We start from the raw sequence: 19872 nt of genomic DNA, 5'->3' as shown, positions 1-19872 counted from the left end.
CGCGCCGCTCGGACCGCCCCGCTCGGACCGCCCCGCTCGGACCGCCCCGCTCGGACCGCCCCGCTCGGACCGCCCCGCTCGGACCGCCCCGCTCGGACCGCCCCGCTCAGACGACCCGGCGCAGCCGCGGCGCCGCCGAGACCGGCAGCTCCTCGACCCGGCGCAGGATCTTGTCCAGCACGACCGCGCGGTCGAACTGACCCGCGTGGTGCCGGGCCCGGTGGACCAGCAGGTCGCGTTCGAAGGCCGACATCCCGACCGCCCGGTCCAGGGCCGCGGTGATCGCCGCGGGGTCCTCGACCGGCACGATCGTCGCGCAGTCCCCGACGGCCTCCGGGATGCCGCCGGTGTCCGTGGTGATCACGGGTCCGCCGCCGGACAGCATGTTCTCCACCAGGGCGATGCCGAAGGTCTCGGTGAACTCGGGCGTCGGCTTCGACGGCAGGACGTAGGCGGTGCACCCCGCCATGAGGTGCTGCTTCTCCGCGTCGTCGACGTCGTCGAGGAAGAGCACCCGATCCGCGACCGGTGAGGCTGCCGCGATCTCGCGGAGCCGCCCTGCGTCGGGTCCGCGGCCGGCGATCACCAGCGGCATGATCTCGGCGGCGGCGCTCGACGCGTAGCCGGCGATCAGGTCGTCGACTCCCTTGGCGTGGCTGAGGCGGGACAGGTACAGCACGTAGCGGTCGGGTTCCAGGCCGCGGGCCGCGAGCACGTCCGGTGTCCGGGCGGTGTCCAGGTCCAGGTACGACTGGACGTCGATCGCCGGGTAGGAGATCGCCACCCGGCGCTCGAGCTGCGCCGCGAACGACGTGCCGTGCCGCGCGTCCACCTCGGCGGCGGCAGACACGACGACCTCCTTGGTGTACTCCGAGACCGCGAGCAGCACGTCGTGCGCCAGGTACGCCGAGAGCACGTGCGCGGCAGCGCCCCAGCGACCTTCGGCGACGCACGCCCGCACCACGTTCGTGATGTCCGAGCCGACCGCCTCGGCCGCGGTCACCACCGCGGTGGGCAGCCCGGTGGACTCCGCGACACGCAGCGCGTCCGCGACGGCGACCGCGTGCGGGGACAGGTACAGCGCGAGGCACACCGTCGGCACGCCATCGGTGAACAGCTCGACGAGGCGCCCGGTGAGACCGGCGAGGTAGCGCCCGTCGGGCACCCTGTAGTCGCCCACCGGTTCGGGCCGTTCCACGACGACGCCGTCGCGGTACGGCAGCACACGGTCCAGCGGCTTGAGCGGGAGGCCGGTCTCCTCGAGGCGGTCGAGCGGCCAGGTCAGGATGCGCACCTCCGTGAAGCCGCGGTCCAGGGCGGCCTCGGCGAGGTTGCGTGCCTCGCCGGAGTGCCCGCAGATCACGGGGTCGGCGCGGACGACGATGACGAGCCTGCGATCCATCGGTGTCTCCGTTCCTCGGGCGGGAGCCGGTCGGTGGGTCGTGCGGGTGGTGCGGGTACTTCGTGTTCGGGTGCTGCGTGTTCGGGTGCTCCTGGTTCAGGTGCTGCGGTGCTGCGGTGCTGCCGTGGTGCGGTGCTGTGCTGTTGTGGTGGTGCAGCTCGGGGCTGCACGGGTCCGTCGGTCCGGTCAGCGCAACGGTGCGGGGGCCGGGGGCGGACCTGCGACCAGGCTCGGGAACGGTCCGCCGGTGGACTGCGAGGGTGGTCGGTCCTTGACTGCGGTGCCCCAGCCGGACGGCTCGGGGCCGAGCTCGAGCACCAGGTGCCCGCCGCGGTGCAGCTCGGTTCCGGTGATCCAGGTGCGGTCCAGGGCCTGGCCGTCGAGCCGGACCGACCGGACGAACTGTGGCGCTCCGCCGTGCTCCGGCTCGACGAACCCTTCGGTGTCGATCGTCAGCTCACGATCGCCGACCGCGAGCCGGGCCTCGCGCCAGGACGGCGCGTTCAGCAGCCACAGGCTCTGCCCGGCCACCGGGAACAGCCCGAGCGAGGCCCACACGTACCAGGAGGACAGGCCGCCGGAGTCGTCGTTGCCGGGCAGGCCGCCGCGCCCGGTGCCGAACATCTGATGCACCGCGTGGTGCACGACCTCGGCGGTACGGTCCGGCCGACCCGCGTACATGTAGGCCCACGGCGCCTCCATGTCGGGCTCGTTGTTGAGCCCTTCGAACCGGCACAGCGCGTAACCCTCGGCCATCTCGGTCGCGCTCGGCTGCAGCCCCGGCCAGGTCACCGGTGCGGCACCGAAGCCGAAGAAGGCGTCGAGCTGGTCGACGAAACCCGAGTCCCCGCCGGACAGCCTGATCCGGGCGGCCATGTCGTGCAGGAGGCGGAACGAGTAGTTCCAGGCGCCGCCCTCGTAGAACGTCGAGTCGCGCAGCAGACCGGTGCCGCCGAAGGCGTTGACCCATCCGGCGGCGAGCGGCTCGAACTGCTCGAGCAACGTGAGGTCGCCGAGGCGCTGCGCCACGCGGGCGGTGCACCAGTAGCCGAACGCGAGGTCGAGGGTGTGGGTGATCGGCTCGGCGCGGCCGCGCTGCAGGTACTCCTCGCCGTACGAGCGGCGCAGGTCGTTGTGCAGGTGGACCAGCGCCCACTCCCAGTCCATGCTCAGCCCGATCCCGGCGAGGTCGGCCAGGAACGTGTGCGCGAGCGCACTCGCCTGCCGGGAGAACCGGTCCGCGCCGCGCGCCATCCGGTAGCCGATCGGGAAGTTCCCCTCCTCCTCGCAGATGTGCAGCAGCGCCTCGCCGAGCTCCACCGCACGGTCCGGGAGCAACGTGGTCAGCAGCGGGAGCTGGGTCCGGTAGATGTCCCACATCGTCGAGATGTCGAACGCGAACGGCCCCGGCGTCGGCCAGAACGGGCTCTCGCCGTGCGCGAAGCTCGGCTTGATCAGCGAGTGGTAGAGCGCGGTGCCCAGAACCGTGGTGCGCGGCGCGGGGCCGTCCACCGACACCTTGCCGAGGTGCTCGCGCCAGGTCGCCGCGGTCGCGGCGCGGCGGCTGTCGAACGCTGTGACACCCGTGCCGCAGTCGGCCTCGAGGTTGCGGCGAGCCTGGTCGACCCCGCGGAGCGAGAAGCCGATCCGCAGCTCGACCACCTCGCCGGGCTCGCTCGGACCGGCCCACATCAGCCCGAACGGTCGCAGCGTGGTGGGCCGGATGCGGTCGAAGTCCAGGCGGGTTCCACCGGGCATGAGCCGACGGTCGTACCAGAGCATCTGGCGCCACTGGGGGGTGTCGCACTCGACGTGCACCGCGAGCGGCGCCCCCTCGACCACCACCTCGCCGGCCGCGACGCCCGGCGCGAGGGACTGCAGGTGGGCGCGCAGCGGCACGGTCGCGCCGTACGGGATCGCCAGGCCGCCCAGCGAGAAGTCAAGGACGACGCGGGCGTCGGTGTGCCGGGGGAAGGTGTAGCGGTGCACCGCGGATTTCGGTCCGACGGTCACCTCGAGGCGCACGCCGTTGGAGAGGGTCGCCGCGTACCAGCCGGGCTCGGCGCGCTCGTCGCTGAGCCCGTACAGGGTGCCCAGGTCGTCGAGCGGGCGCAGCATCGGCGTGACGCGCACGTAGTTGTAGTACTTGCGGATCGCACCGGTGCCGGACTGCTGGAAGTGCGTCACGCCGGACGCGACCAGCTCGTCGTGCATCACCGGGGGCAGGCCCTCGAGCGAGAGGTCGTAGCGACCGTAGCCGGTCGGGTAGGCCCCCGAGTAGGCGCACGCGGACACCATGCCGAGCGGGTGCGTCGCTCCGGGGTGGGTGTTGCCGACCAGCGGTTTGGGCGGCCACCACGAGGCGGCGAGGCCGGTGGGCGTGGGGAGGTCGGTCGCCTCGGTCCCGATGAAAGGGTCGACGACGTCGAACACGGCTCACCCCCGTCCGGCTAGTGCGTGGGCCAGGCGCCGAGCAGCGGCGGCCGACGTGCGAGCGACGCTAAGGCCGCTGTGTGTCGTGCCTGTTGCGCCCGCGTGACCATCTGGAGCGGCATGGACGGGTGATCGTTGACCGTCCCATGACCGGACGCTCAGACGACGAGGAGCCAGACTCCCGCGGCGGTGGTGGCGATCAGCGCGAGGTTCTCGAACAGTGCACGGGACATGCCGAGCACCAGGCGGCGGCCCACGAGCGCGCCGATCACGATGCCCGGCACGAGGGCCGCGCTGATCACCAGGGACTGCGGCGTGATCAGCCCCAGCCCGATGCTGAACGGGACCTTGAGCAGGTTCAGGGCGAAGAAGAACCAGGCGACGGTGCCGAGGAAGGTCGTCGTGGTGACGCCGAGGCGCAGGAGGTAGAGCGTCATCATCGGGCCACCGGCGTTCGCGACCATGGTCGAGAAGCCGGCGCCCGCGCCGAGGGCGAGCGACCCGACGTCGGAGTGCCCGGCGGCGGGCGGCTGACCGCCGTGCGCGGCCGCCCTGCGGCGTCGCGCGATCTCCCCGAGGCCGCTGACGATCAGCAGGACGCCGATGATCCGGGCCGCGACGTGCCGGTCGACGTGGTCGACCACCAGGAAGCCGGTCACGACGCCGACGAGCACCGCGGGAAGCATCCGCACCAGGACCTTCACCTCGACGTGCCGCGCGTAGAAGCTCAGCGCGATGAGGTCGCCGACCAGCAGCACGGGCAGCGCCACCCCGGTGGAGGGCAACGCTGGGAGGACCAGGGTGAGGAGCGCCGCACCGAACGACCCGACGGCGGGGATCGCGGTCTTGGACAGGCCGAAGACGAACGTCGCGAGCGAGCCGACCAGGACGACGGCGACGGTCAGCTCCACGGTGTCATCTCCCGGATGAGCGGCGGCAGGGGTGCGCGGCGGCGCGCACAGGTCCAGACATCATGACAATAGTGGACCGGTCCGGCCCCTCTGACCGCTGACCGGTACGCGATCAGGCCGGTCCTCAACCGTGTCGGTACGACCCGGTCAGCGTGCCGCTGGCCAGGGCCGCCGCGCCGAGCGCTTCGTTCGCGGTGAGCGGCTCGTGCGGCGACTCGGCCAGGGCGATCACCCGGAACTCGTACCGGTGCGTGCCGGACGGCGGGCACGGTCCGCCCCACCCGGGCTCCCCGAAGTCGTTGTCACCCTGCGGCAGGGCGGTGTCGGAGCCCGCACCCTCGGGCAGCTCCGTGGTGGTCGCGGGCAGCGGCCCGACCACCCAGTGCACGAAGCCGCCGGCGTCCCGGTCGATCACGACGACGGCGACCGCCGCGGTCCCGTCCGGTGCGGCGGTCCACTGCAGCTCGGGTGAGACGTCCTCGCCGTCGCACGTGCTGCGCTGCGGGATGGCGCCGCCGTCGACGAAGGCCGTGCTGGTCACCTCGAGCCGGAGGACCGGTGTGGACGGCGTGGACGGTGTGCCGCTGCTGCAGCCGGCGAGGGACGCCGCGACCGCCGCGACGCCCAGGAGCGCGCGCGCCACCCTTCCGCCCGCCGGACGCCCGGTCATGGTGCGACCGTAGCGCGGCGCGACGAAGGCGACCGCGCTCTGTGCCGCGCGAGGCGCCCGACCCGGCGGCAGGGCCCGACCCCGCGCGGGGCGCGGGCCCACGCGTTGGGCGCCCGACTCACCTGAGGAGACAGCCCGACCACGGACGAACGGCGCCGTTGCCGCCCGCCCGCGGGCCTGGCCCCCTGCTGTGTCAGGCGTACATCGGCGTGAGCGCCTCGTAGTCCTCGATCGGTGCGTCGCGCAGGCAGAGCTCGATGATCTCCCGGCCCAGCGGGTCGAGCTCGTCGGTGAGGTACTGCCGGAGCTCGGACTTGAAGAAGTCCGTGATGATCGTCGCGCCGATGTCGTAGGCCTCGACGCCGACCCGGGACTGCCGCTCGGTGCGCAGGAACGTCGGCCGGATCTCCTGACCGTCGATCCGCATGTCGGCGAGCGTGTAGCCGAGCAGCGGCAGGCGGGAGGCGACCAGCTTGTCCTTGCGGATCCGGCCGGCGCGGCGCGCGAGGTACTCGCGGGTGAGCCACTCGGCGGAGAACCCGACGCGGTAGGCACCGATGTGCTGGTTCGGGGTCAGCACGTAGCGCGTGCGGTGGGCGTCGACCAGCTGGCGGAGCAGCAGGTTCGCGCCGGCGACCTTGGTGCCGGTCGAGAACGGCCAGAACGAGCCGACGCCCTCGGAGATCATCCCGCCGTGCTGCACGGTGGCGAGCTCGGCGTCGGTCGCCCCGATCGACGGGTTCTTGTCGCCGCGCGGTGCGATCAGGCGCCACAGCCAGGCGATCGACGGCGGCACGAAGTGGGTCATGCCCATGATCCCGTAGGTGGGCTTCTCCCTCGTGCACAGCGGCTGGCGGACGCCGAAGGTCCGGATGTCCACCGGCTGCGGCTCGTTCACCACGTCGGCGAACTCGGCGCGCGAGATCACCACCCGCGGGTTCGGGCACGGCTTGCCGGTGGAGTCCATGATGTGCTCCCACGGCAGCGCGGTCGCGTCCGGGACGCCCTTGATGTTGAAGAAGACCAGCGGCTTCTTCGGGTGGATGAACGCCTTCTCGAGGTCGTAGTCCTCGCCGTAGGACTGCAGGTTGTCGACCCGCACGAACCAGCCGTCCTCGGCGTCGGCGACGATCAGCTTGCCGGAGCCGTCCTGGACGGCCGGGTGGCACAGGGTCATGTCGTCGGTGACCGGCTCGAGCTTCGAGGACTGGCTGAGCGTGATGTGGTACGGCTCCTCGGAGACCACGTTGTACCCCAGCAGGATGCGGCCGTCGTCCTCGCGCCGGATGTCCTGGCACATCTCGGACTTGCCGCCGCCGGAGGCGCCCTCGTGCATGACCACGGTCTCGTTCTCGTACGGCGTGGTGACCCGCACCGAGGACGCGTGGGCGGTGACCCAGCCCTCGTGCTCGCCGATGTCGAGCAGCACCGAGAACACGCCCTTCTTGGCGCTCGGCCCGGGGTACAGGTTGTAGGCGTAGACCTCGTGCAGGTCGTCCGTCCGGTCGTGCACGACGACCTGCTTGCCGCCGAAGTGGGTGTGCCGGAACGGCGGGGCCACGTAGAGGATCGACCGCGGTGTGAACGGGCCGAGCTCGTCGAAGGTCACCCAGCCCTGCAGGTCCATCAGCGCGGTGCCGAAGAACGCCGCGTTCGCCGGCATGATCGCGATCGAGGGGGAGCCGAAGGTCAGGCCGCCGGCCTTGAACGGCACCACGATCAGGGACTGCTGGGACAGCCACTGCAGCGTCTCGGCCTTGACCGGGGCGAACTCGGCGCCGAAGACGTCGCGGTAGCGGGGCTTGTTGCTCGGCAGGTCGTCAGCGATCCGCATGCAGTCGGGGTCGCGGCGCCGCATGTAGTCCTCGACGTAGTTGACCGCGATGCCGTTGGTGCACCGGACGACGTCGACCTCCTTGACGCGCGTGCCGTTCACCTCGTACGAGACGTCGAACTTCGGTCCGCGCTCAGGGCCGAGGGAGAGCCAGTAGAGCTCTTCGCGGGTCGCGGGGATCGTCACGTCGAGGCACGAGTCCAGAGCCTCGCGCACTGCCGGAGGCAGCGTGACGTCCGGGATGAGCGGACGGTGGGCGATCGTCGTCACGGAGGGCTCCTCGCTCGAGGTGGGCAGGTCGCACAGCGGCGGGCGCCTGAGGAACTGTACCGAGACGGTAGGTGGGGCCCGCCGAGCGGCGGTGGGACCTTCGGGTGCTGCGCGCGAGGCCTGGACCGGGTCGGAACGAGCGACCGATCATGAAGCGAGGAGGGCGTCGGCGCCGCTCCGTGAGACGGCGAGCCGACGGGGTGAGCGAGTCACCGGCACCGGTCGCGGCGTGCCACGAGGGCGACGCGGACGGTGTCCGGGATCAGGACACGGCTGCGGTCAGTCCCAGAACAGGAACTGGTCAGCGGTGTCGTCGAGGTGCTCGAGCTCGAGGTCGATCTGGTCAACGATCTCGATGGTGACGGGCGACATCTCTGGACTCACCTTTACGGTTTCGCGCTTGTGCGGACATGAGCATCATCGGTGCTCAACGGCCAGATCTGAGGGGGTCTTTGGTCCCCGGGGAATGGCTTCACACGGTTGTTACCGGCTGCTCACGAGAATGCATTCCAAGGCAGCCACAAGCGCATTCCGCAACGAGTAAAGCCAGGGTCAAGAAAGTGTCGGGCGACCGGCCGCCGGGCGCGCCTCACGAGCCTCGTGCCGTGCTCGGGTCGGCGGTCGACGGGCCGAGGGTCAAGGGCGGGTCATCCGCGCCCGGTCGGGCGTGCCGGGCCGTGGATCGGCGCTTGTGGACGCATCGCGTCTCACGATGTGAGCAGCGTTACTCCGCGGGGGTGAGGAGCAACACCGGGATCGTGCGATCCGTCCGCTCCTGGTACTCCTCGTAGGACGGCCACACCTCGAGCGCGCGCCGCCACCACAGGTCCCGCTCCACGCCGTCGAGCTCGCGCACGCGGTAGTCCCGCCGTACCGCGCCGTCCTGCAGCTCCACCAGCGGGTGGGCCAGCAGGTTGTGGTACCAGACCGGGTGCTCCGGTGCGCCGCCCTTGGACGCGACCACGACGTACTCGCCGCCGTGCTCGACCCGCATCAGCGCGGTCTTGCGGAGCTTGCCCGTACGGGCGCCCACCGAGGTGAGCACGATGATCGGGCGGCCCTTCAGGGTGGCCGCCTCCGTGCCACCGGACGCCTCGTAGCGCTCGGCCTGGTCGCGCGCCCACGCGGACGTCGAAGGTGCGTACTCACCGTGCAGAGGCATGCCGGGTGCAACCCACGACGCCTCGCTCGCATTCCGCCGGCCCGGCGGTCTGCGCCCGTGCCGCGCTGCCCGCAGCCCGCCCCCGTGCCGCGCCCGTGCCGCCCTCGTGCCGCCACCGGGCCGCCGGCGAGCACCCGCGTCGTCCCGACCGCGCCCCACCGCGCCGGGGTGCGCCTGATCGTGTCAGGATCGAGCCAGGCGACGATGCCGGAGGGAGACCGTGATGCGGGCTGTCCAGTTCGACACCTACGGCGACGTCGACGTCCTCGAGGTTCGCGACGTCCCCAGACCTGCGCCGGGCCGCGGCCAGCTGCTGGTCCGGGTCCGCACCGCGGCCGTCAACCCGGACGACCTGCCCCGCATCGAGGGGCAGCTCGACGAGATCCTCCCCGTGACCTTCCCGGCCGGGGTCGGCTGCGACTTCGCCGGTGTGGTCGAGGAGGTCGGCGAAGGGGTCAACCACCTCGCCATCGGGTCCGAGGTGATCGGGTTCAGTCACAGCCACGACGCGCTCGCCGAGTACGTCGTCGCGCCGCGCCACCACGTCGTGCACCGTCCCGCGACCGTCAGCTGGGAGGTCGGCGGCGGGCTCGCCCTGGCCGGCATGACGGCCTATGCCGCCGTGCGTGCGGTCGCCCCGCGACCCGGCGAGACGATCCTGGTCTCGGCCGCGGCCGGCGGGGTCGGCAGCCTCGTGGTCCAGCTCGTGCAACGCACCGGGGCGGCCGTCGTCGGCATCGCCGGCCGGCAGCACCACTCGTGGTTGCGCGAGCACGGTGTGGTGCCGGTGGACCACGCCGGGACGGTCGCGGAGATCGCCGCCGCCGTCACGCACGCGGCCGGGGGTCCCGTGCACGCCCTGGTCGACTGCTTCGGTCACGGGTACGTCGAGGCCGCCGTCGAGCTGCTCGGCGTCCCGCCGGACCGGATCGACACCGTGGTGGACATGGGTGCGGCGCGGCGGTTCGGCGCCGGCAACCTCGGGCAGGAGTCCGCGGCCCAGGCGCACGTCCTCGAGGAGCTGGTCCGCCTCGCCTCGACCGGTGAGCTCGAGGTACCGATCGCGACCGTCCTGCCGCTCGCCGACCTGCGGCTCGCCTACCGGTTGCTCGAGGGCCATCACACCCACGGCAAGATCGTGCTGAGCGTCGACTGAGCGTCGAGCGAACGCCGGCTCAGCGTGGCCTGAGCTCGCGCGGACCCGTCGGGCGCGCGCCGGCGCCCCCGCCCCGGGGTCACAACCCGTCCTCACGGGTCTCACAAGGAACGCCCAGACTCGCTGCGTACACCTGTCTCATCGACCCCGACACCCGGAGCCACTGATGAGACTCACCCGTTCCCGCACCGCCAAGGCCCTGACGCTGGCCGCCGCGCTGGCCCTCGTGGCCGGTTGTGGCGCCGGGGCGGCCTCGACGACCACCGACACGACCACGTCGTCGGCCACGGCCACGAGCGACTCGAGCACGAGCGACACGGACGCAGCCCAGGCCGCGGACGTCAACACCGACAACCAGACGCCGCACGACGACGCCGAGGACTACGAGTGGGACACCGCCGACGAGGTCGCCATCACGCTGAGCGGCTCGAGCGCGACCAGCGACTCGTCGGCCGTCGTGGTCGACGGCTCGACCGTCACGATCACCGCCGCCGGCACCTACCGGGTGTCCGGCACGCTGACCGACGGGCAGATCGTCGTGCAGACCACCGACGAGGGCATCGTCCGGGTGATCCTCGACGACGCCGACATCACGAGCTCCACCTCGGCGCCGTTCGTCGTCACGCAGGCCGACGAGGTCATGGTGTGGGTCGCCGACGGGACCACGAACACGCTCACCGACGCGACCACCTACGTCTACCCGGACGGCACCGACGAGCCGAACGCCGCGCTCTTCTCGACCGCCGACCTGACCATCGCCGGCTCGGGCACGCTCGAGGTCACCGGCAACGCCAACGACGCGATCACGTCGAAGGACGGCCTGGTCATCAACGGCCCGACGATCGTGGTCGACGCGGTCGACGACGGGATCCGCGGCAAGGACTACGTCGTGGTCCGGGACGGTGACATCACCGTCACCGCCGGCGGCGACGGCATCAAGGCCGACAACGCCGAGGACGCCGACCGCGGCTACATCGAGGTCGACGGCGGCACCGTGACCGTGGACGCCGCGGCCGACGGGCTCGATGCCGAGACCGACGTCATCGTCGCCGGGGGGACCCTCGACGTGACGGCGGGCGGCGGGCACACCGCCTCGGTCGCGGCGGACGCCTCCGCGAAGGGCCTCAAGGGCGCCGTGAGCGTCATCGTGGCCGGCGGCACCGTGACCGTGGACTCCGCCGACGACTCGCTGCACTCCAACGGTGCGATCGCGATCAGCGGCGGCGAGCTGACCCTCGCCTCCGGCGACGACGGTGCGCACGCCGACGCCACGCTGGACATCACCGGTGGCACGGTGACCGTGACCGCCTCCTACGAGGGCCTCGAGTCCGCGGTCATCACCATCGACGACGGCGCGATCGACGTCACTGCGTCCGACGACGGCATCAACGCCGGGGGCGGGGCGGACTCCTCGGGCACCTCGACGGCGCAGCAGAACGGTGGCCGCGGCGGCCCGGCGGGCGGTGGCGGCGACATGTTCGCCGACGACGGATCGTGGCTGTACCTCAACGGCGGCACCGTCGTGGTGGACGCAGGTGGCGACGGCCTGGACTCCAACGGCTCGATCGCGATGACGGGCGGCACCGTCGTGGTCTCCGGACCGACCGACAACGGGAACGGTGCGCTCGACGTCAACGGGACGTTCTCGGTCACCGGCGGCACGCTCATCGCGGTCGGCAGCTCTGGCATGGCCGAGTCCCCCGACAGCGGCGGCCAGACCGTGCTCAACGTGGCGTTCGGCTCGACCCAGGCAGCCGGCACGGTGGTGCAGGTGGTCTCGTCCGACGGCGACGTGATCGCGGCCTTCGAGTCGCCCAAGCAGTTCTCGTCGCTCGTGCTCAGCTCCCCCGACCTGGTGGCCGGGGACTCCTACTCGATCTACGTGGGCGGTTCGCTCGCCGGGGAGAGCGTCGGCTACTGGTCCGCAGACGGGGACCTGACCGGCGCGTCGAGCCTCGGCGAGGTCCAGGCGGGGTAGGCGGGTCCCCGCCCGGGCGCCGCCCGGGTCCTCCCTTCCCGAGGGACCCGGGCGGCGCCGTTCTGTCCGCGCGCTGCAGGTGTGTCACCGCCGGGCCCGCCGGAGACCACCGGCGCGACCCGGGGCTGTGCCTGACTACGCTGGCGAGGTCGACCCGGGAGGACCCATGGACCCTGTCAACGTCGGTGTGCTCGGCGCGTCGAGCTTCGCCCTGAAGCACACCGCCCGCGCTCTCAACGAGGCCGAGGGGGTGCGGTTCGCCGCGCTCGCGACGTCCTCACCCGACAAGGCCGCCCCGTTCCAGGCGTTCGCGCCCGACCTGCGCGTGCACGACAGCTACGACGCGCTGCTCGCAGACCCGGCGATCGAGGCCGTGTACCTGCCGCTGCCGAACCACCTGCACGTCGAGTGGGCGCGCAAGGCCCTCGAGGCCGGCAAGCACGTGCTCACCGAGAAGCCGATCGCGATGAGGGCCGACGAGGTCGACGGGCTCATCGCGCTGCGCGACGCCACCGGGCTGTTCGCCACCGAGGCGTACATGATCGTCCACCACCCGCAGTGGCAGCTCGTGCGGCGCCTGATCGACGAGGGCGAGATCGGCGCGCTGCGTCATGTCGACACCGTGTTCAGCTACGACAACTCGGCCGACGTCGCGAACATCCGCAATCGGCCGGAGACCGGCGGCGGCTCCATCCCGGACATCGGGGTGTACACGTACGGCTCGGCCCGGTTCGCGGCGCGCGCCGAGCCGGTCGAGCTCTCGGCGCGGATCCGCCGCGAGAACGGCGTGGACGTGTGGGCGCACGTCACCGGCACCATGGCGGGCGCGACCGGCGAGTTCACGTACTCCTCCATCACATCGATGCGGCTCTACCCGCGCCAGGAGGTCACCTTCCAGGGCGAGACCGGGATGATCCGGCTCACCGCGCCGTTCAACGCGGGCGTGTACCGCGGCGCCGAGGTGCACGTGGTGCACGGTGACACCGAGCGCGTCGAGCACTTCCCGACCGTCCGCCAGTACGTGCTGCAGATGCAGGCGTTCGCTCGCCGTGTGCGGGACGAGGCCGCTCCGTACCCGTGGACCCTCGAGGACGCGCGGGGCACACAGGCCATGATCGACCTGATCTTCGCCGGCGAGGTCTGACGGCAACCGTCCGATCGAGGTTCCCTGCCGTCTGGGACTGTCGTCGGCGCCGATCACACCGCACGATGGTGGGATGAACGACGTGCTGGGGGCGGCCGAGCTGCGGGCCATGTGGCACTTCGACGACCCGCAGGAGTCGGAGGCCGTGCTGCGTGCCGCGGCCGACGGCGCCGCGTCCCTGCCCGGGCGGCAGGGCGAGCTGCTCACCCAGGTCGCGCGCGCGCTCGGGTTGCAGAAGCGGTTCGACGAGGCCCATCACGTGCTCGACGCGCTCGAGCCGATCACGCCCGCCGTCGCGGTTCGCACGATGCTCGAGCGTGGCCGGCTGCAGCGCGACGCAGACGAGGTCCCGGCCGCGCTCTCGTCGTTCGAGGCCGCGGCCGTCGCCGCGGAGTGGGGCGGCCTGGAGACCCTCGAGGTGGACGCGCTGCACATGCTCGCGATCGCCGACCCCGACCGCGCGGACGTCTGGGCCTCTCGCGCGATGGCGATCGTGGACGGGTCGGCCGACCCGGAGACCCGGCGGTGGGCGATCGCGCTGGAGAACAACCGCGGCTGGGACCTGATGGACCTCGGGCGCTACGCAGAAGCGCTGGAGCGCTTCGAGGCGTCGCACCGGGCCGCGCTCGAGCTGGGCGGGCCGGAGCAGGAGCAGGTCGCGCGGTGGGCGATCGCACGGTGCCTGCGGGCCCTGGGCCGGCCGGTGGAGGCGTTGGCCATGCAGCGGGTGCTCGCCGAGCAGCGGCCGGACGACCCGTACGTGCACGAGGAGATCGAGGCGCTGGAGGACGCCGTCGGCTTCGACGGCTGAGGAGGACGATGACCGACCGGAGCACCGACCCGCACCTGGACGCCGTTCGGTACCGCGCCGACCGCGACTCGGGCACGCTGCCGCACGCGCTGCCGGATGATCGCGCCGACCGGGCGGCGCAGGAGGGTCCGACCGAGGCCGAGATCGCGGCGGCGCGTGCCGCCCGGATCGAGCAGCGTGCCCTGTGGGTCGACCGCGTCATCGACCAGGCGATCGAGCGCGGCGACTTCGACCACAACCCGTACGCGGGCAGGCCGCTGCCGGGGATCAACGGCCGGCACGACCCGGACTGGTGGCTCAAGGGTCTCATCGAGCGCGAGCACATCACCGGGGTGCTCCCCGAGGCGTTGCAGCTGCGCAAGGACGACGCGGCGCTGGACGACCGGCTCGACGCACTGCGGAACGCCGACGAGGTGCGACGCGAGGTCGCCGACTTCAACCGGCGGGTGATCGAGGCCCGTCGTCAGCTGCTCGGCGGGCCGCCGGTGATCACGGACACACGCGACGCCGAGGCCGAGGTGGCAGCCTGGGTCCGGCGGCGTTCCGGCCGCGACCGCTGAGCGCTCGGCCAGGACCGGCCTCAGGAGAAGCGCTCGGGGTCGCCGGCGCCGACGCGCACGACCTCGGGGTCCGGGCCGGACCAGTCGACCACCGTGGTGAGCTCGGGGCCGACCTCGCCCGCGTCGATCACTGCGTCGATCACGTGGTCGAGCTCCTCCTTGATGGTCCACGCCTCGGTGGGCGGATCCTGCGAGCCGGGCAGGAGGAACGTGGAGGACAGCAGCGGCTCGCCGAGCTCGCGGACCAGGGCGAGGGCGACGGGGTGACTCGGGATCCGCACGCCGACCGTCTTCTTCTTCGGGTGCGCGAGCCGGCGGGGCACCTCCTTGGTCGCCGGGAGGATGAACGTGTACGGGCCGGGCGTGGCCGACTTGATCGCCCGGAACTGCCGGTTGTCGAGGTACACGAACTGGCCGAGCTGGGCGAAGTCCGCGCACACCAGCGTGAAGTGGTGGCGCTCGGACAGTCCACGGATCCGGCGGATCCGGTCGGCAGCGGTGTGGCTGTCGAGGTGCGCGCCGAACGCGTACCCGGTGTCGGTCGGGTAGGCGATCAGGGCGTCGTCGCGCAGCATCGCGGCGACCTGCGCGAGGGCCCGGGGTTGCGGGTCCCGCGGGTGCATCTCGACGAGACGTGCCACGAGGCGAGCGTACGACTGCGCGCGGGCCGCCTCGTGCTGGACGGGCGCGCGTCGGGCCGTCGGCTCCGAGTCGGGTGCCCGCCGCGTCGTACCGGCCCCGCGCCGGGCCTGCGTCGTGCCCGCGCGGCTCAGGTCGGCATGATCCCGAGGAGCCGCGCGACGAGGCCCGCCTCGTAGTCGAAGAACGCGGCGGGGTCGTCGAGCACGCCGAAGGTGCGGTGCCCGAACACCTCGAAGGAGACCGCGCCGAACAGGTACGTCCAGGCCATCAGACCGCGCACCACGAGCTCGTCGGGTACCTCGTCGGGCAGGTCGGCGCGCACCGGCGCGATGGTGGCGTGCAGCCGGGCGGCGGTCTCCTCGGTGGGCGGCCCGGTCGGCGGTTCGAGCCCCTCGCGGAGGGCGTCGCCGAGCAGCGCGGACAGCAGTCGCGCGACCCGGGTCGCGGGCCCGACGGTGTCCTGCGGGGCGACGTACCCGGGCACGGGGGAGCCGTACACGAGCGCGTACTCGTGCGGGTGGTCGAGCGCCCAGCGTCGCACCGCATGGCAGATCGCCGACCACCGCGCGGTCACGGGCTCGGTGTGCACGGCGGCCTCGGCCTGCTCGGCCGCCTCCCCGAGCTCGTCGTAGCTCTCGATGATCAGTGCGGTGAGCAGGGCGTCCTTGTTCGGGAGGTAGCGGAAGAGTGCGGAGGGTGCCATGCCCATCTCGCGGGCTACGGCGCGCAGCGAGAGGGCGGGTGCGCCGACCTCGGCGAGCTGGTCGCGCGCCACGCGGCGGATCTCGGCACTCACCTCGGCGTGGGCCCGCTCCCGGGCGAGTCGCGCGCGGTTCGGCATGCCGCCATCCTTCCCGACGTCGTGAACGCCGGCAACAATCGAGAACAGTGTTCCAGAATGCGAGCACCAGTCTTGACCACGGTTCCGCGGACAGCCAGAGTGAACACCGTTCACGGATGCGTCCACTGATCTGGAGGAGTGATGGCGCGCTACGTCGTGGTCGGGGCCGGGCAGGTCGGCACCGCGGTGACCAGGGCAGCTGTCGAGCGCGGCGACGACGTCGTCGTGGTGACCCGCAGCGGGTCCGGCCCCGAGCTCGAGGGCGTGCAGCGGGCCGCGGCCGACGCGGCCGACGCCGAGGCGCTGGCCCGGCTCGCCGCGGGTGCCGACGTGCTGGTCAACGCAGCCAACCCGGCCTACCACCGCTGGCCGGTGGACTGGCCGCCCGTCGCGGCCGCCCTGCTCACCACGGCCGAGCGGACCGGCGCGGTGCTCGTCACGGTCTCCAACCTGTACGGCTACGGGCCGGTCGACGGCCCGATGACGGAGGACCTGCCGCTCGCCGCCACCAGCGTCAAGGGCCAGGTCCGAGCGCGGATGTGGCGGGACGCGAAGGCCGCGCACGACGCGGGCCGGGTGCGGGCCGTCGAGCTGCGCGGGTCGGACTACATGGGCCCGAGCTCGCAGAACCGGCTCGGCGACCGGGCGATGAAGCCCCTGCTCGCGGGCAAGCGGGTGCAGCTCGTCGGGTCGCTCGACCAGCCGCACACCTGGACCCTCGCGGCCGACATGGGCCGCATGGTCGCCGCCGTCGCGCTCGACGAGCGCGCCTGGGGCCGGGCGTGGCACGTGCCGAGCGTCGAGCCGCGCACCCAGCGTGAGTCCATGGCCGACCTCGCCGCGGCTGCGGGCGTCCCGTTGCGGCTCGGCTCGATCCCCTACCCGCTGCTGTGGAGCGCCGGACTGGCCGTCCCGACGATCCGCGAGGTGCGCGAGGTCCTCTACCAGTTCACCGAGCCGTTCGTGATGGACTCGACCGCCGCGCAGGCCACGTTCGGGCTCGCGCCCACGCCGTGGGAGCACCAGGTCGCCGACCAGGTCGCCGCCTACCGCGACTGAGCGCACGGCCGCAGGGCGCCGCCTCCCGCGACCGAGCCCCCCGCGCAGGACGCGCAGGGGGCTCAGCGGCTGAGCTCACTCGGGCTTGGGCAGCTTGTCCACCAGGTGCGACGGCACGATGTCGTAGTGGTCGTGCTCCGCGACGAACGAGCCGCGGCCGCCGGTCAGCGAGCGCAGGTCCAGCACGTAGCGGCTGATCTCCGACTCGGGGACCATCGCCTGGATCGTGCACGAGCCGTCCTCGTGCATCTCGGTGCCGGCGATCCGGCCGCGCCGCGAGGACAGGTCGCCCATCACGTCGCCCTGCAGGTCGCCGGGAACGGTCACGGTCACCATCGACACGGGCTCGAGCACCACGGTGCCGGCCTTGGCCATGGCCTCCTTGAGCCCGAGGGCCGCAGCGGTGCGGAACGCCATGTCGGAGGAGTCCACCGAGTGGGCCTTGCCGTCGAACGCCTCGACCCGGACGTCGACCACGGGGAACCCGTGCGCGCCGCCGGTGTCCATGGCTTCCATGACGCCCTTCTCGACCGCGGGGATGTAGTTGCGCGGGATCGCGCCACCCACGATCGAGTCGACGAACTCGCTCCCGGAGCCCTGCTGCTTCGGGCCGACACGCAGCATCGCGACCGCGTACTGACCGTGACCGCCGGACTGCTTCTTGATCTTGCCCTCGACCTCGACCTGCCTGGCGATGGTCTCCTTGTAGGCGATCTTGACGTCCTCGGTCTCGACGTTGACGCCGAACTTGCGGGACAGCCGCTCGAGCGCGACCGCGAGGTGGGTGTCGCCCGTGCCGCGCAGGATCGTCTGGTGCTCGGTGCGGTCCACCAGCAGCGTCGGGTCCTCGCCGGCCAGGCGCTGCAGCGCGCTGGACAGCTTGTCGTCGTCGGCCTGGGTGAGCGGCTTGAGCGCGAGCGCGTACGGGGTCGGCCGGTGCGCCGGGCCCCGGACGGCGACGCTGGTGCCCTTCTTCGACAGCGTCGAGCCGGTGGGCGTCGCGGAGAGCTTGGCGAGCGCCGCGATGTCGCCTGCCTGGACCTCGTCGACCGGCAGGTGCTCCTTGCCGCGGAGCTTGAACAGCCCGTGCACGCGCTCCTCGGTCCCGGACACGGAGTTCGTCAGCCGGTCCTCGTTGCGCACCGTCCCGGACAGCACCTTGAACAGTGAGACCTGTCCGACGAACGGGTCCGCCACCGTGCGGAAGACGTGCGCGAGCGGGTCGCCCTCGGGATCCGCGGCGACGTCGATCGAGTCGCCGTTCGGCAGCGTCACGACGGTCGGCCGGTCGGCCGGCGACGGTCCCAGCTCGCAGATGAAGTCCGCGAGGCGGTCCACGCCGACGCCGCTGACCGCGGAGCCGATCAGCACCGGGAACTCCTGGCCGTCGCGCACCTCGTGCACGAGTGCGTGCTCCAGCTCGGCGGCCTTGACCTCCTCGCCGGACAGGTAGCGCTCGAGCTGCTCGTCGTCGCCCGAGACGATCTCCTCGGCGACCTGCTCGTGCAGCTCGGCCTCCTCCGCGGCCACGTCGTCCGGCATGGGCGCCACGTGGTGGGTACCGTCCGCGTCGTAGTCGAAGCCCTGGTCGGACAGCACGTCGGCGACGCCGTGGAAGGCCTCCTCCTCGCCGATCGGCAGCTCGAGCGGCACCAGGCCCGACCCGACCAGCTCACGCAGCTGGCCGAGCACCCGGTGGAAGTCCGCGTGCTGCTTGTCCTCCTTGGTGACGAAGACCATCCGCGGGATGCCGAGGGCCGTGGCCTGCTTCCAGGCGAGCTCGGTGCCGACCTCGACGCCGTCGACCGCGCTGACCACGACGACGGCCAGGTCCGCGACGCTCAACGCCGCATCCATGCCGCCGGCGAAGTCCGCGTACCCGGGGGCGTCGACGAGGTTGATCGTGTAGGTGGTGCCGTCGCCGGCCTTCCACTCGAAGGGGGCGATCGCCGGCGACAGCGAGATGCCGCGCTTGATCTCCTCCGGCTCGGTGTCGCAGACGGTCGTGCCGTCCTCGATCGACCCCAGCCTCTGGACCATGCCGGCGCGGTGCAGCAGCGCCTCCGCCAGCATGGTCTTACCGACACCGCTGTGGCCCACCAGGGCCACATTCCGGATGAAAGGCGTCGCCGCCGTCCCCATGTGCTTCTCCTTCGTTGGAGTGGCCCTTGGTGGCCCAGGCTAGTCACGCCGCGGCGACCGACAAACATGACCTAGGGCCGTGGACGACGACGCCCGGCGCTCCCTCGAGCGGAGCGCCACCCGGATGCCGGCGCGGGAGTGCTGGTGCCCGGTGTCGGCCCGGGTGTTCGATGCCGCCATGACCATCTCCGACCCCGCGACCGGGGTGCTGGGCCCTGCGCCGAAGCAGCCGGACGGGTGGCGCGGCACGGTGTGGAGCGGCGCGGTTCGTGCGCTCGTCCTGCTCACCGTCGCGCTCGGGGCCCTGTGGCTGGCCACGCCGCACCTGTCGTCCGACCACGAGGCCGTGACCGACGACTCGTCGGGCTGTGTGATCACGATCCCGACCGGCACCGGGGTGTCGCCGGACGACGAGGTCGGCACCTGCTCGACGGTGGTCCACGTCACCAACCACGGCCTGATCCCGGTGACGATCTCGTGGCTCGGCGCGGACACCCTCACCGGGCCCGGGGTCTCGACGGTGGACCTGGGGATGTCGGCGGACGACTCGTCACCGCTCCTGTCCGGGACCACGCTGGGCCCCGGCGACGAGCTGGCCGTGCACGTCGTCCTCCGGGCGCCGGCCTGCACGCAGACCGGAGGGTCGGAGGCCATGTCCGCCATGGACGGCATCGCCCTGACGGCCGATCTCGGGCCGGTCAGCCGGCGCACCGTCGTCCCCGCGCGGTTCACGGCGGAGGTCGTCACGAAGGACGGCTCCGACCTGCCGCGCTGCCCGGAGTGAGGGCGGGGGGGGGGGGGGGGGGCGGGGGGCCGGGGGGGGGGGGGGGCGGGGCGGGGGGGCGGGGGGGGGGGGG

General features: G+C 72.5%; 16 protein-coding genes. 7 read left to right on the top strand and 9 right to left on the bottom strand.

The features are described 5' to 3' along the window. Positions 1–106 precede the first annotated feature (106 nt). The 6 genes from OEB99_RS17015 to OEB99_RS16990 all read right to left on the bottom strand — a co-directional run bounded on the left by OEB99_RS17015 (position 107) and on the right by OEB99_RS16990 (position 8682). Complete coding sequence (locus OEB99_RS17015) at positions 107–1402, bottom strand: glycosyltransferase (RefSeq protein WP_263578489.1); 1296 nt, start codon at positions 1400–1402, stop codon at positions 107–109. Positions 1403–1588: 186 nt separating this feature from the next. Beyond that, a complete protein-coding gene (locus OEB99_RS17010; protein WP_263578488.1) occupies positions 1589–3835 on the bottom strand; it encodes a glycoside hydrolase domain-containing protein in 2247 nt (748 codons plus the stop codon). Between the two features lie 158 nt (positions 3836–3993). After that, complete coding sequence (locus tag OEB99_RS17005) at positions 3994–4746, bottom strand: sulfite exporter TauE/SafE family protein (RefSeq protein ID WP_263578487.1); 753 nt, start codon at positions 4744–4746, stop codon at positions 3994–3996. 124 nt (positions 4747–4870) lie between these two features. Beyond that, positions 4871–5416 (bottom strand): YbhB/YbcL family Raf kinase inhibitor-like protein, encoded by a 546-nt coding sequence (locus OEB99_RS17000; protein ID WP_263578486.1) that lies wholly within the window; start codon positions 5414–5416, stop codon positions 4871–4873. Positions 5417–5609: 193 nt separating this feature from the next. Continuing rightward, complete coding sequence (locus tag OEB99_RS16995) at positions 5610–7520, bottom strand: DUF4914 family protein (RefSeq protein WP_263578485.1); 1911 nt, start codon at positions 7518–7520, stop codon at positions 5610–5612. Between the two features lie 724 nt (positions 7521–8244). Then, positions 8245–8682 (bottom strand): nitroreductase family deazaflavin-dependent oxidoreductase, encoded by a 438-nt coding sequence (locus OEB99_RS16990; protein WP_263578484.1) that lies wholly within the window; start codon positions 8680–8682, stop codon positions 8245–8247. A gap of 223 nt (positions 8683–8905) precedes the next feature. Between OEB99_RS16990 and OEB99_RS16985 the strand changes: the two genes are divergently transcribed. The 5 genes from OEB99_RS16985 to OEB99_RS16965 all read left to right on the top strand — a co-directional run bounded on the left by OEB99_RS16985 (position 8906) and on the right by OEB99_RS16965 (position 14331). Then, positions 8906–9838: an NADP-dependent oxidoreductase gene (locus OEB99_RS16985; protein WP_263578483.1), complete on the top strand. Its 933-nt coding sequence runs from the start codon at positions 8906–8908 to the stop codon at positions 9836–9838. A gap of 166 nt (positions 9839–10004) precedes the next feature. Then, positions 10005–11816, top strand: coding sequence for a carbohydrate-binding domain-containing protein (locus OEB99_RS16980; protein WP_263578482.1), 1812 nt, complete (start codon positions 10005–10007; stop codon positions 11814–11816). A gap of 166 nt (positions 11817–11982) precedes the next feature. After that, positions 11983–12960: a Gfo/Idh/MocA family protein gene (locus tag OEB99_RS16975; RefSeq protein ID WP_263578481.1), complete on the top strand. Its 978-nt coding sequence runs from the start codon at positions 11983–11985 to the stop codon at positions 12958–12960. A gap of 73 nt (positions 12961–13033) precedes the next feature. Further along, positions 13034–13771, top strand: a complete 738-nt coding sequence (locus OEB99_RS16970) for a tetratricopeptide repeat protein (protein ID WP_263578480.1) — start codon at positions 13034–13036, stop codon at positions 13769–13771. Positions 13772–13779: 8 nt separating this feature from the next. Continuing rightward, a complete protein-coding gene (locus OEB99_RS16965) occupies positions 13780–14331 on the top strand; it encodes a DnaJ family domain-containing protein (RefSeq protein ID WP_263578479.1) in 552 nt (183 codons plus the stop codon). 20 nt (positions 14332–14351) lie between these two features. Here the strand turns inward: OEB99_RS16965 and OEB99_RS16960 are convergent, their stop codons facing one another. Together OEB99_RS16960 and OEB99_RS16955 are read right to left on the bottom strand one after the other, a co-directional pair. Next, positions 14352–14972: an L-threonylcarbamoyladenylate synthase gene (locus OEB99_RS16960; RefSeq protein WP_263578478.1), complete on the bottom strand. Its 621-nt coding sequence runs from the start codon at positions 14970–14972 to the stop codon at positions 14352–14354. A 128-nt stretch (positions 14973–15100) separates the two neighbouring features. Beyond that, positions 15101–15814, bottom strand: coding sequence for a TetR/AcrR family transcriptional regulator (locus OEB99_RS16955; RefSeq protein WP_263578477.1), 714 nt, complete (start codon positions 15812–15814; stop codon positions 15101–15103). A gap of 141 nt (positions 15815–15955) precedes the next feature. On the opposite strand from OEB99_RS16955, the gene OEB99_RS16950 reads away from it, so the two are divergent. Beyond that, complete coding sequence (locus OEB99_RS16950) at positions 15956–16873, top strand: NAD-dependent epimerase/dehydratase family protein (RefSeq protein WP_263578476.1); 918 nt, start codon at positions 15956–15958, stop codon at positions 16871–16873. 75 nt (positions 16874–16948) lie between these two features. Here OEB99_RS16950 and OEB99_RS16945 read toward each other — a convergent pair whose 3' ends face one another. Beyond that, a complete protein-coding gene (locus tag OEB99_RS16945) occupies positions 16949–19015 on the bottom strand; it encodes an elongation factor G (protein ID WP_263578475.1) in 2067 nt (688 codons plus the stop codon). A 178-nt stretch (positions 19016–19193) separates the two neighbouring features. Here OEB99_RS16945 and OEB99_RS16940 point away from each other — a divergent pair, with 178 nt between their 5' ends. After that, the gene (locus tag OEB99_RS16940; protein WP_263578474.1) at positions 19194–19799 is read left to right on the top strand and encodes a hypothetical protein; all 606 of its coding nucleotides are present in this window, start codon (positions 19194–19196) and stop codon (positions 19797–19799) included. Positions 19800–19872 lie beyond the last annotated feature (73 nt).

It is taken from the genome of Actinotalea endophytica, assembly GCF_025717005.1.
GTDB lineage: Bacteria > Actinomycetota > Actinomycetes > Actinomycetales > Cellulomonadaceae > Actinotalea.
Note: the sequence above shows the minus strand (reverse complement) of the source record. Positions and strands in the feature narration are given on the sequence as shown.

What these genes read in the sequence shown, in the direction of transcription:
- OEB99_RS16975 (WP_263578481.1), top strand. Translation starts at nt 11,983, where the DNA reads ATGGACCCTGTCAACGTCGGTGTGCTCGGCGCGTCGAGCTTCGCCCTG.
- OEB99_RS17000 (WP_263578486.1), bottom strand. Translation starts at nt 5,416, where the DNA reads ATGACCGGGCGTCCGGCGGGCGGAAGGGTGGCGCGCGCGCTCCTGGGC.
- OEB99_RS16970 (WP_263578480.1), top strand. Translation starts at nt 13,034, where the DNA reads ATGAACGACGTGCTGGGGGCGGCCGAGCTGCGGGCCATGTGGCACTTC.
- OEB99_RS16990 (WP_263578484.1), bottom strand. Translation starts at nt 8,682, where the DNA reads ATGCCTCTGCACGGTGAGTACGCACCTTCGACGTCCGCGTGGGCGCGC.
- OEB99_RS16950 (WP_263578476.1), top strand. Translation starts at nt 15,956, where the DNA reads ATGGCGCGCTACGTCGTGGTCGGGGCCGGGCAGGTCGGCACCGCGGTG.
- OEB99_RS16945 (WP_263578475.1), bottom strand. Translation starts at nt 19,015, where the DNA reads ATGGGGACGGCGGCGACGCCTTTCATCCGGAATGTGGCCCTGGTGGGC.
- OEB99_RS16985 (WP_263578483.1), top strand. Translation starts at nt 8,906, where the DNA reads ATGCGGGCTGTCCAGTTCGACACCTACGGCGACGTCGACGTCCTCGAG.
- OEB99_RS17015 (WP_263578489.1), bottom strand. Translation starts at nt 1,402, where the DNA reads ATGGATCGCAGGCTCGTCATCGTCGTCCGCGCCGACCCCGTGATCTGC.
- OEB99_RS16980 (WP_263578482.1), top strand. Translation starts at nt 10,005, where the DNA reads ATGAGACTCACCCGTTCCCGCACCGCCAAGGCCCTGACGCTGGCCGCC.
- OEB99_RS16965 (WP_263578479.1), top strand. Translation starts at nt 13,780, where the DNA reads ATGACCGACCGGAGCACCGACCCGCACCTGGACGCCGTTCGGTACCGC.
- OEB99_RS16955 (WP_263578477.1), bottom strand. Translation starts at nt 15,814, where the DNA reads ATGCCGAACCGCGCGCGACTCGCCCGGGAGCGGGCCCACGCCGAGGTG.
- OEB99_RS16940 (WP_263578474.1), top strand. Translation starts at nt 19,194, where the DNA reads ATGACCATCTCCGACCCCGCGACCGGGGTGCTGGGCCCTGCGCCGAAG.